The organism is Achromobacter sp. ACRQX (assembly GCF_022346505.1).
Lineage (GTDB): Bacteria > Pseudomonadota > Gammaproteobacteria > Burkholderiales > Burkholderiaceae_B > Achromobacter > Achromobacter animicus.
This window is the reverse complement of sequence record NZ_JAKRML010000030.1, coordinates 17875-30863: the sequence shown is the minus strand read 5'-3', so window position 1 is coordinate 30863 and position 12989 is coordinate 17875. Positions and strand designations below refer to the sequence as shown.

14 protein-coding genes are annotated in these 12989 nt (G+C 66.9%); 9 read left to right on the top strand and 5 right to left on the bottom strand.

Annotation, left to right across the window (positions count from 1 at the left end):
- Nucleotides 1–46: 46 nt before the first annotated feature.
- The 3 genes from MHZ91_RS22500 to MHZ91_RS22490 are packed head-to-tail and all read right to left on the bottom strand — an operon-like array spanning nt 47 to nt 2604.
- A complete protein-coding gene (locus tag MHZ91_RS22500) occupies nt 47–493 on the bottom strand; it encodes an SRPBCC family protein (protein ID WP_239215783.1) in 447 nt (148 codons plus the stop codon).
- Between the two features lie 56 nt (nt 494–549).
- Complete coding sequence (locus MHZ91_RS22495) at nt 550–1380, bottom strand: phosphoenolpyruvate hydrolase family protein (RefSeq protein WP_255810311.1); 831 nt, start codon at nt 1378–1380, stop codon at nt 550–552.
- A gap of 12 nt (nt 1381–1392) precedes the next feature.
- Entirely contained in the window at nt 1393–2604 is a 1212-nt protein-coding gene (locus tag MHZ91_RS22490) for a Tm-1-like ATP-binding domain-containing protein (RefSeq protein WP_239215781.1), read from the bottom strand.
- A 161-nt stretch (nt 2605–2765) separates the two neighbouring features.
- Between MHZ91_RS22490 and MHZ91_RS22485 the strand changes: the two genes are divergently transcribed.
- Nucleotides 2766–3413, top strand: coding sequence for a TetR/AcrR family transcriptional regulator (locus tag MHZ91_RS22485; RefSeq protein ID WP_239215820.1), 648 nt, complete (start codon nt 2766–2768; stop codon nt 3411–3413).
- Between the two features lie 136 nt (nt 3414–3549).
- A complete protein-coding gene (locus tag MHZ91_RS22480; RefSeq protein ID WP_239215779.1) occupies nt 3550–5214 on the top strand; it encodes an S-layer protein in 1665 nt (554 codons plus the stop codon).
- Between the two features lie 112 nt (nt 5215–5326).
- Here MHZ91_RS22480 and clpB read toward each other — a convergent pair whose 3' ends face one another.
- On the bottom strand, nt 5327–7933 hold the full coding sequence (clpB, locus tag MHZ91_RS22475; protein WP_239215777.1) for an ATP-dependent chaperone ClpB: 2607 nt from the start codon (nt 7931–7933) through the stop codon (nt 5327–5329).
- Between the two features lie 138 nt (nt 7934–8071).
- Between clpB and MHZ91_RS22470 the strand changes: the two genes are divergently transcribed.
- The 7 genes from MHZ91_RS22470 (at nt 8072) to MHZ91_RS22440 (ending at nt 12668) form a co-directional block, all read left to right on the top strand.
- Nucleotides 8072–8506: a gamma-glutamylcyclotransferase family protein gene (locus MHZ91_RS22470; RefSeq protein WP_239215775.1), complete on the top strand. Its 435-nt coding sequence runs from the start codon at nt 8072–8074 to the stop codon at nt 8504–8506.
- A 97-nt stretch (nt 8507–8603) separates the two neighbouring features.
- A complete protein-coding gene (fnr, locus tag MHZ91_RS22465) occupies nt 8604–9332 on the top strand; it encodes a fumarate/nitrate reduction transcriptional regulator Fnr (protein WP_175123532.1) in 729 nt (242 codons plus the stop codon).
- A gap of 14 nt (nt 9333–9346) precedes the next feature.
- The gene (locus MHZ91_RS22460) at nt 9347–10516 is read left to right on the top strand and encodes a hypothetical protein (RefSeq protein WP_239215773.1); all 1170 of its coding nucleotides are present in this window, start codon (nt 9347–9349) and stop codon (nt 10514–10516) included.
- A gap of 75 nt (nt 10517–10591) precedes the next feature.
- Nucleotides 10592–11029 carry a helix-turn-helix transcriptional regulator gene (locus tag MHZ91_RS22455; protein WP_175123534.1) on the top strand — a complete coding sequence of 146 codons (438 nt, stop codon included), beginning with the start codon at nt 10592–10594 and terminating at the stop codon, nt 11027–11029.
- On the top strand, nt 10930–11379 hold the full coding sequence (locus tag MHZ91_RS22450) for an SRPBCC domain-containing protein (protein WP_239215771.1): 450 nt from the start codon (nt 10930–10932) through the stop codon (nt 11377–11379). The genes MHZ91_RS22455 and MHZ91_RS22450 overlap by 100 nt, the downstream gene beginning before the upstream one ends.
- 79 nt (nt 11380–11458) lie before the next feature.
- The gene (locus MHZ91_RS22445) at nt 11459–12160 is read left to right on the top strand and encodes a thioredoxin family protein (RefSeq protein ID WP_239215770.1); all 702 of its coding nucleotides are present in this window, start codon (nt 11459–11461) and stop codon (nt 12158–12160) included.
- Entirely contained in the window at nt 12111–12668 is a 558-nt protein-coding gene (locus MHZ91_RS22440; RefSeq protein ID WP_239215769.1) for a hypothetical protein, read from the top strand. The genes MHZ91_RS22445 and MHZ91_RS22440 overlap by 50 nt, the downstream gene beginning before the upstream one ends.
- Here MHZ91_RS22440 and MHZ91_RS22435 read toward each other — a convergent pair.
- Complete coding sequence (locus MHZ91_RS22435; protein WP_239215768.1) at nt 12649–12981, bottom strand: 2Fe-2S iron-sulfur cluster-binding protein; 333 nt, start codon at nt 12979–12981, stop codon at nt 12649–12651. The two genes, MHZ91_RS22440 and MHZ91_RS22435, sit on opposite strands and share 20 nt — an antisense overlap.
- Nucleotides 12982–12989: the final 8 nt, after the last annotated feature.

The following is a 12989-nucleotide window of genomic DNA, read 5'->3' as shown; positions in this document are numbered from 1 at the left end:
CGGGTGTCACCCGCGTGCTGACCGGCGCCGCCCCTGCGATCGGGTGTCAGACACCCGATCGCAGCTTCTCGTCCAACGCGGCCAATCCCGCCGCGAAAACGTTCTGCCCGACCGCCGCAGCCACATCGTTCAACGCTGCCCCCTCGACGCGGAAATCGGCCCACCATTGCACCAGCGTGCCGCCGCCCTCGGTGACCGGATGCAGCGACACGCCCGCGACATAATCGCGCATCGGAAGATCCGTCTCGATGATCGAATACCGCAGCTCGGTATTGGGATCGTCCAGCATCAAAAGCTGCTCCCGCACGAAGCCGGAAGGCTTGAGGGTCAGATGCCGCACCGAGCCCACGGCGTCATGGCGGCCGCCCGCTTCCAGCCGGCTCTCCGCGACGCCGGGATGCCAGCCTGCCAGGCCGTTGAAATCCCGGAACAGCGGCCAGACCTTGTTCAATGGCGCCTGGACGACAGCGGTGATGTGTACGGTATGCGGCATACGGGCTCCGTTAATGCAATGCGTGTCGAATAAGCCGAAAATTGCGGCGATGGGGATCAGAAGGTCAGGTTCTTGAATTCGCGCGTGGCGGCCGTCAGGGCCTGTTCGGTCGGCAGGCGTTCCATCGAGCTGGCGCCATAGAAGCCGTGGCAATGCTTGCAAGCGCGCAGCACGTGGGCCGCGTCGTCGGGCGTCGCGATCGGGCCGCCGTGGCACAGCACGATGATATCCGGGCGCACCGCCAGCGCGGCCTCGGCAATACGGTCGATGGCGCCCACGCAATCATCCAGCGTCAGCGCCGTTTCCGCGCCAATGGACCCGCCGGTGGTCAGCCCCATGTGCGCCACGATGATGTCCGCGCCTGCGCGGGCCATGGCGACGGCTTCGTCCTCGTTGAAGACGTACGGCGTCGTCAGCATGCCCTTTTGATGCGCCAGACGGATCATATCGACTTCCAGCGCATAGCCCATGCCGGTCTCTTCAAGATTGGCGCGGAAGTTACCGTCGATGAGGCCGACAGTGGGAAAGTTCTGCACGCCGGCAAAGCCCTGCCGTTTCAGGTCGTCCAGGAACACGTCGAAGTCGCAGAACGGATCGGTGCCGTTCACGCCGGCCAGCACCGGCGTCTTCTTGACCACCGGCAGCACTTCGCGGCCCATGTCCACGACGATCTCGTTCGCGTTGCCGTAGGCCAGCAGGCCCGCGAGCGAGCCGCGGCCCGCCATGCGGTAGCGGCCCGAGTTGTAGATCACGATGAGGTCGATGCCGCCCGCTTCCTCGCACTTGGCCGACAGTCCGGTGCCCGCGCCCCCGCCCACGATGGGCGTGCGCGCGCGCACCATGGCGCGAAACTTGTCCAGCAGTTCGTTACGGTCAAAACGCGGCATGGCGGCAGTCCTTCAATGTGCGGCAATTTCAAGAAAGTGGTCGACCGCCGTCCTGGCGAACAGCGGATCGTTGATGTGGCAAGGCACGCGGATCAGGCGGCGGTCCGCCGTCTGCCGCAGGTTGGCCTCCAGCGCGGCAAACAGCGCCGCGTCGGCCTCGGGATCCCAGAACGCCTGGCCCGGCGCATCCAGCGCGGACACGCCGCCCTCGGGAATCAGGAAGCGCACCGGGCCGTCGCAACGGTTCAGCCGGTCGGCGATCCATTCGCCCTGCCGCGTGTTTTCCTCTGCGGTCGTGCGCATCAGCGTGACCTGCGGGTTGTGGGGATAGAAGCGTCGGGCGCGGTAGCGTTCGGGCACGGTGTCCATCGCGCCGAAGTTCACCATGTCCAGCGCGCCGCACGACCCGACATACGGCGCGCCCGTGCGCGCCACCGCGCCAAAGCGGTCATCGGTGCAGGCCAGCACGCCGCCGAACAGCAGGTCGCAGACTTCAGTCGTGGTCAGGTCCAGCACGCCGGCAAGCAGGCGGCTGTCCAGCAGCTTTTCCATCGACTGCCCGCCCGTGCCAGTGGCATGGAACACCAGGCAATCAAACTTCGACTCCAGGAGCGGCGTGACTTGCTGCACGCAGGCCGTGGTGACGCCGAACATGGTGATGCCCACCGCCGGCCGGCCATCGTCAGCCGCCGCGGCCGACGACTGGCGGAACGCGCCGCCGATCGCGCCGGCCGCATTGGCCAGCACGCGGCGCGAGATGCGGTTCAGGCCCGCCACGTCGGTCACGGAATACATCATCGCGATGTCCGACGGTCCCACATAAGGCGCGACATTGCCGGACGCCATCGTGGACACCATCACCTTGGGCGTGCCGATGGGCAGCGCGCGCATGGCCGGCGTGATGAGCGCCGTGCCACCCGAGCCACCCAGGCCCAGCAGCGCGCCGATTTCCGCGTTACCGGCGGCGTAGCGCTCGAACGCAAGAGCCATGGCCGCAATCGCTGTGCCCCGGTCGCCCGTGAAGACCGCTGCGGCGCCGTCCGGGTGGCTGCGCGCGACCTCTTGCGCCGAGACCTGCGCGGCGCTGGGCGCGCCCGAGGTCGAGACATCCACCGACACCACGTCCAGCCCCTCGCGCCGGAGCAGATCCGCCACGTAGTCGGCCTCGTGGCCCTTGGTGTCATAGGTCGCGGCGACAAAGACCCGCTGCTTGGTATGCGTCATGACTCCTCCGCGGGCGGCTACACTGCGTGCGCGCCTCGATATGTGAGGCCAAAGGCCCGTAGAATCCAGAAATGAGACGAAAGAATCATACTGAGACACCTGTCTCACGTCAATCCGAATCTCCCGCCCGCAAGGCGTCCTCGGCAGCGGCCGGCACGAAGCTGATCGCCCCCGCCAGCCCGCAGGCAGCCGCCAGCGGCGAACCCCCGCACGGGCCGCGCGCACGGATGCGCAAGACCCTGCTCGACGCCGCCCAGCAATTGATGGCGCAAGGCGTCACGCCCTCGGTCGCCGAGCTGGCCGAACACGCGCAAGTCTCGCGCGCCACCGCCTACCGCTACTTTCCCAGCCAGAGCGCGCTGATCGCCGCCGTGGTGGACGAAAGCCTGGGCCCCATCCTCGCGTGGAATTCCGATGCGCCCGACGCGGCGGCGCGCGTCGACGAATTGTTGCGCTTTGCGTATCCGCGGCTGGCGGCGCACGAGGCGCCGCTGCGCGCTGCCATTCAGGTGTCACTGCAACAGCATGCGCAGGCCAGCGCCGGCAAGGCCGGCGCCGAGCCCCAACTGGTGCGCGGCCACCGCGTCGACATCCTCAGGCGCGCCATCGCACCCCTGGCCGCCGACCTGACACCGGCGCAGCAGGACCGCGTCGCGCAGGCGCTGTCGCTGGTGTACGGCACCGAGGTGTTCCTGGTGCTCAAGGACATCTGGAAGCTCGACCTGCCCGAGGTCACCGATGTGGTGCGCTGGACCGCGAACGCCATCATCACGCAGGCGCTGGCCGAAGGCCGAGCCGCAAAAAAATAGCTGCTGAAGACAACGCCAGGCGCACGGAAATCGACATCCGGCGCGCCACTGTCATTCCCACGTCATTCCCCGCCCGCATAGTTGCGCGCTTTGCGGCATGCGCGTTGCATGCCGACATGACGTTGGAGTGTTGTAGATGCAGTTCGAAGTATCCCGCCTGCGGCGAGCCATCATGCCCTTGTCGCTGGCTTGCGTGACCCTGCTGAGCGCTTGCGGTGGCAGCGATGACGATGACGAGGTGGTCACCCCTGAGCCGACGCCGCCCGTCGTGACCGACCCGACGCCGCCCGCAGAGCAACCCAAGCCCATCGAAACGGGCGCGTGGTCCGCGGGCGATCTGCACGTGCACACGTTCCAGTCGGACGACGCGCAGGTCAGCCTGGAAAGCGCGCTGGATCAGGCGTTCGACCGCTACAAGCTGGACTGGGCCGCCATCTCGAACCATCTGCGCCTGTCCGCCCGCGACCATACCGGCGTCAACCTGCCCGGCGGATCGATCCCGTTCTCGCAAGGCATGGCGCAGTACGAAGTGCCCTACATCAAGCAGGCGCAGGCCGCGGGCCGCTACGCCGGCAAGATCATCTTCTCGTCGTTCGAATGGGACATGCCGACGCATGACCACGTGAACATCGGCATCGGCTACAACGATCCGCAGTCGCCCAAGTCTCTGGAGGCCGTGGCCGAGTTCGAGTACCTGTTCACCAACCGTGATCCCAACCTGTTCGACCCGCTGCTGGTCTCGCGCCTGTCCGGCGAAACGCGCGCGTTCACCACGCACGCCGACTCGCTGGCCGCGCTGAAGTGGCTGCGCGACAAGTACCCCGACAGCTACATGCTGCTGAACCACCCGTCGCGCTACGCGGGCAAGTACACGATCGCCCAGCTGCGCGAGATGAACGACCTGGCCCCGAGCGTCTTCTTCGCGATCGAGGGCATGGTCGGCAACCAGATGGAACCGGACCGTGGCGGCTACGCCACCGCCTACACCAACGCCTTCCTGCCCAACCGCACCTATGGCGGCGCCGATTACCAGGTCGCGCACCTGGGCGGCACGTGGGACGCGCTGCTGGGCGAAGGCCGACGCATCTGGAACGTGGCCGATTCGGACTACCACTTCCGCACGAGCCAGGGTTTGTACAGCAGCGGCTACGCGCCCGGCGAATATTCGAAGACGTACGTCTGGAAGGACGGCGACGACATGGCGGCCGTGGTCACGGGCCTGAAAAGCGGCCGCATGTTCGGTGTCTTCGGCGACCTGATCGACGCGTTGGACTTCCAGGCCAAGGGCGCGGCCGGCGCGGTGCACATGGGCGGCGAACTGCAGGCGGCCAAGGGTGAAACCGTCGAGGTCACGATCCGCTTCCGCAGCCCCGAGCGCAACAACTACGAGTACCCGATCGAAAGCGGCAACCCCACCTACGTCAAGCCCACCGTCAACCACGTGGACCTGATCGTCGGCGACGTGACCGAACGCGCCGCACCCGGCACCCCGGAATACGACGCCGACACCAACCCCACGACGCGCGTGCTGGCCCGCTTCACCAAGGCCGACTGGAAGGTCGACGAAGATGGCTACAACGTCATCACGACCACGATCAAAGCCGACAAGAGCCAGTACCTGCGCCTGCGCGGCACCAATCTTGGCGTGGACGTGGCAGGCGAAACCGCAGCGGGCGAACCGCTGCCGGACGCCAAGGTCGATTTTGCCGACAACGCGGCGCGCTTCAACGCCATCAACGCCCGCAACTACAACGATCTGTGGTTCTATTCGAACCCGGTGTTCGTGACGGTCGCGAAGTGATGTGATTGCCCAGCGCCGCGCCGATCTGTTCGGCGCGGCGGCGCTGCGGCGCTACGGCGCAGACAAAAAAATGCCCGGCTACGCGCCGGGCATTCTGCTTATTGCAGCGCGATCACTGCAACGTGCGGGTGAAGACGAACTGGCCATCCTGCCAGTCCACTGGGACCACGTCGCGCGGACCGAACCTGCCTTCCAGGATCAGACGCGCCACCGGGTTCTCGATCTGCTGCTGGATCGCACGCTTCAAGGGGCGCGCGCCAAACACCGGATCGAAGCCGGAGCGGGCCAGTTCGGCCAGGGCCGGTTCCGTCACCTCCAGCCGCATCTCCTGCTTTTCCAGGCGCTCGCCCAGACGGCGAAGCTGGATGCGGGCGATGGACTCGATGTGCTGCGCTTCCAGGCCATGGAACACCACCACTTCGTCGATGCGGTTCAGGAATTCGGGCCGCAGCGTCTGCTTCAGTTCATCCCACACCACTTCCTTGACCACGTCGTACGGCTGGTCAGCCAGCGTCTGGATATGGTGCGAACCCAGGTTCGACGTCATGACGATCACCGTGTTGCGGAAGTCGACGGTGCGGCCCTGGCCATCGGTCAGGCGGCCGTCGTCCAGCACTTGCAGCAGCACGTTGAACACGTCCGGATGCGCCTTTTCGACTTCATCGAGCAGCACCACGCTGTAGGGCTTGCGCCGCACGGCCTCGGTCAGATAGCCGCCCTCTTCGTAGCCCACGTATCCCGGCGGCGCGCCGATCAGCCGCGCCACCGAATGCTTCTCCATGAACTCGCTCATGTCGATGCGGATCATGTGCTCTTCAGAGTCGAACAGGAACTCGGCGAGCGCACGCGTCAGCTCGGTCTTGCCGACGCCGGTTGGGCCCAGGAACAGGAACGAGCCATACGGCCGCGCCGGATCCGCCAGCCCCGCACGCGAACGGCGGATGGCGTCGGACACGAGTCGCACGGCCTCGTCCTGACCCACCACGCGCTTGTGCAGGAACTCTTCCATGTGCAGCAGCTTTTCGCGTTCGCCCTGCATCATCTTCGACACCGGAATGCCGGTGGCGCGCGACACGACTTCGGCGATTTCCTCGGCGCCGACACGCGTGCGCAACAGGCGCGGACGCGATTCGTCGCCTTCGGCGTTTTCGGCGGCCTCGGCAGCGCCCACCTCGGCGGCCTTCAGACGTGCCTCAAGATCCGGCAGCTTGCCGTATTGCAGCTCGGCCAGCTTGTCGAATTGGCCCTTGCGCTGCAGTTCCGCCATTTCGGCGCGGACGCTGTCGATCTCTTCCTTGATGGCTTGCGTGCCTTGCACCGCGGCCTTCTCGGCCTTCCAGATTTCCTCGAAGTCGTTGTACTCGCGCTGCAGCTTTTGCAGCTCGTCCTCGATGACGCCCAGGCGGCGCTTGGAGGCGTCGTCCGTTTCCTTCTTGACGGCCTCGCGCTCGATCTTGAGCTGGATGATGCGGCGGTCCAGCTTGTCCATCACTTCCGGCTTGGAGTCGATTTCCATGCGGATGCGCGCGCCGGCTTCGTCGATCAGGTCGATAGCCTTGTCGGGCAGGAAGCGGTCGGTGATGTAGCGATGCGACAGCTCGGCGGCCGCGACGATGGCCGGGTCGGTGATCTCGACGCCGTGGTGGATTTCGTAGCGCTCCTGCAAGCCGCGCAGGATGGCGATGGTGGATTCCACGTCGGGCTCGTCGACCAGCACTTTCTGGAAGCGCCGCTCAAGCGCCGCGTCCTTCTCGATGTACTTGCGGTATTCGTCCAGCGTGGTGGCGCCGATGCAGTGCAGCTCGCCGCGCGCGAGCGCCGGCTTGAGCATGTTGCCCGCATCCATCGCGCCTTCGGCCTTGCCCGCACCCACCATGGTGTGCAGCTCGTCGATGAACACGATGTTGCGGCCGTCGTCCTGGCCCAGCTCTTTCAGCACGGCCTTCAGGCGCTCTTCGAACTCGCCGCGGAACTTGGCGCCCGCCAGCAGCGCCGCCAGGTCCAGCGACAGCACGCGCTTGCCGCGCAGGGTCTCGGGCACTTCGTCGTTGACGATGCGCTGCGCCAGGCCTTCGACGATGGCGGTCTTGCCGACGCCGGGTTCGCCGATCAGCACGGGGTTGTTCTTGGTCCGGCGCTGCAGGATCTGGATGGTGCGGCGGATTTCGTCGTCGCGGCCGATGACCGGATCCAGCTTGCCCTGGCGGGCGCGCTCGGTCAGGTCCAGCGTGTACTTGGAAAGGGCCTCGCGGTTGGCCTCGCCTTCCGCGCCCGACACGTTCTCGCCGCCGCGCACGGCGTCGATCGCCGCTTCCAGGGCCTTTTTCTGCAGGCCCGCGTCGCGCAGAATGCGGCCGGCTTCACCCTTGTCGTCGGCCAGCGCAAGCAGGAAGAGTTCGCTGGCGATATAGGTGTCACCGCGGCGGGAGGCTTCCTTGTCGGTACGGGTCAGCACGCCCTGAAGGTCGCGGCCCACCTGCACGTTGTCTTCGCCCTGCACCTGCGGCAAGCCCTTCAGGGCGGACTCCAGGGCCGGGCCCAGTCGGTTGACCGCCACACCGGCACGCGCCAGCAAACTGCCCGCGCCGCTGTCGGAATCCGACAACAGGGCGGACAGCACGTGGACAGGTTCGATGTAGGGGTGGTCGTTGCGGGCGGCCAGACTTTGGGCGTCTGCCAACGCTTGTTGAAACTTGGTCGTCAGTTTGTCGAATCGCATAATGGTCGTATTGGCTTGTGGGGAGCCTGACCGATCCGTGCCGGCTGGCTCGATAACCTGAATATGTGGCCGGGTGAGACAATTTCAACACCCGGCGCCTCTCATGGTCTTCTTCGACGTGCACCAGCAAACAGAGCAATGAGCATATACGTTTTTGTGTACGGCACCCTACGGGCCGGCGAAATCAACGACCTCGCCCGGGCGGCCGCAGCGCGCGGTTTGCCGGCCGCCAGCCACGTCGGCGCGGCCAGCGTGCCCGGCATGCTGGTCGATTTTGGCGACTGGCCCGGGCTCATCCCCGTGCAGGACGGCCGGCGCGTGCGCGGCGACGTTTTCCAGGTGGAACCGGCGTTGATCGCCCTGATGGACGAGATCGAAGAATACCAGCCCGGCAAGCCCTGCTGCTTCGTGCGCCGCACGGTTACCGCCAGTCTGGAAGGCGCCGGCCCGACCAGTCTGCTGCCCTGCGAGTACTATCCGATCGACCCCGCGTTTCGGGCCGCGGCGGTCGATATCGCCGGGGAAGACTGGATTGCTCATCGCCTTTCCAGAACAAAGCAGGACGCCCGGTAAGACACCCGTAGTAACAACGGACTACAATAGACGCCTGTCTCGTGCTTCACACCCGTTCCGGCGCCCGCCGTGCAATGGGCACTCTAAAGGTCATCGTATGCAAAAACGGGTCCCCATTGCCCCTGATGCCGCCCACTGTTCCACGTGCATGCTGGGTCACGTCTGCGTTCCCGTGGGCATGGCAGCCGCCGAAGTCGAAAAGCTGGACGAACTGGTCAAAGAGCGCGTCCGCGTGGAAAAAGGCAAGACGCTCTTTTCGCTGGATCATCCGCTCGACGCCGTCTACGGCGTGCGCTTCGGCAGCTTGAAAACGCAACTTGAAGACGCCACCGGCCAGATCCAGATCACCGGCTTCCATCTGCCCGGCGAGATCGTCGGCATGGACGGCATGCTGGATGGCAAGCACGTGTCGGCCGCCGTGGCCCTCGAAGATTCCGAGGTCTGCGTCATCCGCCTGAACGAAGTCGATCGCGTCGCGTCGCACCTGCCGTCGCTGCAACAGCAATTCCGCCGCCTCATGAGCCGCGAGATCACCCGCTCGCACCAGATGCTGGCGTCGCTGGGCTCCATGCGGTCGGAACAGCGCCTGGCCGCATTTCTGTTGAACCTCTCGCAGCGCTATGCGTCGCTGGGCTACTCGTCCACCGAGTTCGTGCTGCGCATGAGCCGCGAAGAAATCGGCAACTATCTGGGCCTGACGCTGGAAACGGTCAGCCGTCTGTTCTCGCGGTTTGCCCGCGACGGCCTCATCAAGATCAACCAGCGCGAAGTCCGCATCCTGGACCTGCCCGCGCTCAAGCAACTGCTGGGACTCGAAAGCTGCTGAGCGGTCGCCGCGCCATGCGTCGCGCGCCTGCCACTTCCCTGACCCGCACGGCGCTGGCGGCCTCGCTCGCCCTGGCCACCCTGCTGGCTTGCGGCGCTGCGCATGCGCAGACGCCGCTGCCCGACCCCTACGACTACGACGAAGCCACGCCCGTGCCCAAGCGCGCGGCGCCGCTGCGCTGGCAGGCCGTTGAACTGGGCCGCCCCGGAAACCGGTACAAGATGCCGGTCTACGCCAACCGGGATCTGGCCAAGGACGACCTGCGCGGCATCAAGCAGGTGCTCATCGTCATCCACGGCGTCAAGCGCGACGCCGACAACTACTACGAAACCGCCGCCGCGCTGGTCGCCGCCGACCCGGCGCGCGCGGGCGACACGCTGGTGCTGGCCCCGCGGTTTTCCGGCTCGATCGACTCGGGCTTCGCGGGCATGGCCGCCTGGCGCAAGGCCAGCTGGGAAGACGGCCAGGAAAGCGTCCAGGCCACGGGCCGGCCCGCCCCCGTCACCTCGTTCCAGGTTTTGGACGACCTGCTGCGCAGCCTGGACGACCGCAAGCGCCTGCCGTCGCTCGCCGGCCTGGTGCTTGCCGGCCATTCGGCCGGCGCGCAGCTGGTGCACCGGTATGCGGTGCTGAACAACGTGGACGGGGTGTTGCGCCGCGACGGCCTGACCCTGCGGTACGTGGTCGCCAACCCCTCTTCCTATCTGTACCTGACCAACGAACGGCCACGCGCCGACGGCAAAGGCTACGCGCCCTACGAGCGCGGCATCTGCCCCACCTACAACCAGTACAAGTACGGCACGGACAAGCTGCCCGCCTACGCCGGCGAATCCGACGATTCCCGCCTCTTCGTGCGCTACGCGGCGCGCGATGTGGTCTACCTGCTGGGCGGCGCGGACAACAACCCCGAGCACCGGCTGCTGGACAAAGCCTGCGGCGCCGAAGCCCAGGGCGCCACCCGGCTCGCGCGCGGCACGGGCTACGTCCAGTACGAGCACGTGCTGGCCGCCCGAGGCTCCAAGCCCGTCCCCCTGCGTCACAGCGCCTTCGAAGTCGGCGGCGTGGGCCACGACGGCAAGCGCATGTTCGGCTCGGTCTGCGGCGTGCGAGCGCTGCTGGGTGGCGACGCCCCGGCCAGCAACACCGCCGCGGCCTGCGACATCATCAAGCCGCGCGGCAAGTAACCCGCTTCACCCCTAGGGAAAGTCCGAAGCCATCGCGCTTGACACGCGCTTGTGGCAAACCTAAAACTTAACCTTATGGTTAAGTTAAATGATGATGCTCTCGATGCCATCTTCTCCGCGCTGGCGGATGGCACGCGCCGCCGGGTGCTGGCGGACCTGGAACAGGGCTCGGCCTCGGTCAGCACGCTGGCCCGCCCCCACGCCATGTCCCTGCCCGCCTTTATGAAACACCTGCGGGTGCTGGAAGAGGCCGGCCTCATCGCGCGCGCCAAGGACGGGCGGGTCGTGCGCTGCACGCTGTCTCCCGAACCCATGCGCGCCGCCGCCGGTTGGCTGGCACGGTACGAAAGGTTCTGGACCGGCCAACTGGATTCGCTGGCGCGATATCTCTATCACGAAGAGGAAATCCACCCATGGAAAACCGAATCTCCCCCCTCGAGCTGCGGCTCCAGCGCCGCTTCGACGCCCCCGTCGAACGCGTCTGGCGAGCCTGGACCGACCCGCAAGCGCTGATGCGCTGGTTCGGCCCGGCAGGCACGCAACGCGTGTTGCTGGCCGAAACCGATGTGCGGGTGGGCGGCGCTTATGAAGTCGGCTTCATCACCGCAGACGGCGGGGAACACTACGCCAGCGGCCGCTACCAGGAAGTCGCGCTGCATCGCCGTCTGGTGTTCACCTGGGCGTGGCGCGACACGCCGCAGGAAACCTCACTGATTACGCTGGACTTCACCTCGGCAGACGGGGGCACCGAGCTTGCCTTCCTGCAGACACCGTTCGTCGACGAGGCCACCCGCGACGGCCACGAGAATGGCTGGTCCGGCGCCATGGACCGGCTGGCGGACCACCTGGCCGGCAAGGCCTGAACCTGGCGCCCCGGACCTGTCCGCCGGATCCGAACTTGACCCCCGGGTCCAAGCGCCCGGCACGCAAAGGAGACGCACGATGCAAACCGATCATCCCGTCGTATCCCGCCCCCAATGGACCGTTGCCCGCGAGGCGCTGTTGCGGCGCGAAAAGGAACTGACCCACGCCTCGGACGCCCTGGCCCGCGACCGCATGGCGCTGCCGTGGGTGCGAGTGGACAAGCCCTACGCCTTTGAAGGCGCGCACGGCATGCAAGGCCTGGATGCCCTGTTCCAAGGCAGGCGCCAGCTCATCGTCTATCACTTCATGTTCAGTCCGGACTGGGAGGACGGGTGCGTGGGCTGCTCGCTCCTGGCCGATCACCTGGACAGCGCGCTCATGCACCTGCGGCACCACGACGTGACGGTGGTGGCTGTCTCGCGCGCGCCGTATGCCCGCCTGGCCGCCTTCCAGGCCCGCATGGGCTGGCAGTTTGACTGGTACTCGTCAGCGGACAGCGATTTCAATTTCGACTTCGAAGCCTCCGTGCCGCAGGCGGATGGCGCCGTCGAGGAACGTCCAGGGGCCAGCGCGTTCTTCCGTGATCCCGACGGCGAAATCTTTCACACCTACTCGGCCTTCGAACGCGGCGTGGAGCGCCTGGCGGGGGCCTACAACTACCTCGACATCGCGCCGCTGGGCCGCAACGAAAACGGCCCGTATTTCGATGTTCGCGACTGGGTGCGCCACCATGACCGATACGGCGACACCCCGCGCCAAGCCTGCCACGACCACCGCTAGGCCGCGGGCCACGGCCGGCATGGCTGGCCTGTGGCTGGCGTGCCTGGCGGCCATGGGCGCCGGACTGATTGTGGACACGTGGCGCACGCCCGCCGCGCTGTTGGCCAGCGAGTGCGGTGCGCCGGGAACGCTGGCGCAACTGGCATGGCGGCACGTCGAGCTGATGCCGGCCAGCTCGGCCGCGATGGCGCTGGCGGCGCTGCTGCCCTGGTCCCAGCTGTCCGGGACTCGATGGCCCTGGGTTCAATTGCTTTGGTCCCGCGTGCCTCAGACCCGATGGCTCTGGCTGCGGCTGCAAGCCGGCGAACCGCCGCTGGCAAGCCGGGTGCTCTGCCTGGTCCTCATGGCGATCGGTATGGTGCTGGGCGCGCGCCTGGGCGTTCAGACAGCGCAGGCGCTGGGCGCTGCGCCGTTTTGGGGAATGGTGCTGGGCATGGCGGCAGGAATGGCCGCAGGCATGGCTGCGACCCTGTTGCCGGTCGCCGCGGTCAGCGTCTGGCGCCGGTAAGCGGGCGAACCGCGGGCGGCACGGTCTCGATCAACGCGGCGCCGGGCGCCTGGATTTCCAGCGCCGACGTCGCCTGGGCCACGCACGGCAGGATCCAGCCCTCTTCCTTTTCGTCGCGCGACAGGCCGGGCCATTCGATGCCGTACACGATCGATCCGTCCAGCATCAGGCACATGCAGGCGCGGCAGGTGCCATTGCGGCACGAACTGGGCAGCTTGATCCCCGCGGCCTGCGCCGCCAGCAGCACGGACGTGCCGGCCGGCGCGTCAAAGCGCAGGCCCGAGGGCTGGACGAGAACCGGGTGCGAGCACATCGTCGTCA

What these genes read in the sequence shown, in the direction of transcription:
- MHZ91_RS22495 (WP_255810311.1), bottom strand. Translation starts at nt 1,380, where the DNA reads ATGCCGCGTTTTGACCGTAACGAACTGCTGGACAAGTTTCGCGCCATG.
- MHZ91_RS22490 (WP_239215781.1), bottom strand. Translation starts at nt 2,604, where the DNA reads ATGACGCATACCAAGCAGCGGGTCTTTGTCGCCGCGACCTATGACACC.
- MHZ91_RS22460 (WP_239215773.1), top strand. Translation starts at nt 9,347, where the DNA reads ATGCGTCGCGCGCCTGCCACTTCCCTGACCCGCACGGCGCTGGCGGCC.
- clpB (WP_239215777.1), bottom strand. Translation starts at nt 7,933, where the DNA reads ATGCGATTCGACAAACTGACGACCAAGTTTCAACAAGCGTTGGCAGAC.
- MHZ91_RS22450 (WP_239215771.1), top strand. Translation starts at nt 10,930, where the DNA reads ATGGAAAACCGAATCTCCCCCCTCGAGCTGCGGCTCCAGCGCCGCTTC.
- MHZ91_RS22440 (WP_239215769.1), top strand. Translation starts at nt 12,111, where the DNA reads ATGACCGATACGGCGACACCCCGCGCCAAGCCTGCCACGACCACCGCT.
- MHZ91_RS22435 (WP_239215768.1), bottom strand. Translation starts at nt 12,981, where the DNA reads ATGTGCTCGCACCCGGTTCTCGTCCAGCCCTCGGGCCTGCGCTTTGAC.
- MHZ91_RS22480 (WP_239215779.1), top strand. Translation starts at nt 3,550, where the DNA reads ATGCAGTTCGAAGTATCCCGCCTGCGGCGAGCCATCATGCCCTTGTCG.
- MHZ91_RS22500 (WP_239215783.1), bottom strand. Translation starts at nt 493, where the DNA reads ATGCCGCATACCGTACACATCACCGCTGTCGTCCAGGCGCCATTGAAC.
- fnr (WP_175123532.1), top strand. Translation starts at nt 8,604, where the DNA reads ATGCAAAAACGGGTCCCCATTGCCCCTGATGCCGCCCACTGTTCCACG.
- MHZ91_RS22470 (WP_239215775.1), top strand. Translation starts at nt 8,072, where the DNA reads ATGAGCATATACGTTTTTGTGTACGGCACCCTACGGGCCGGCGAAATC.
- MHZ91_RS22445 (WP_239215770.1), top strand. Translation starts at nt 11,459, where the DNA reads ATGCAAACCGATCATCCCGTCGTATCCCGCCCCCAATGGACCGTTGCC.
- MHZ91_RS22455 (WP_175123534.1), top strand. Translation starts at nt 10,592, where the DNA reads ATGGTTAAGTTAAATGATGATGCTCTCGATGCCATCTTCTCCGCGCTG.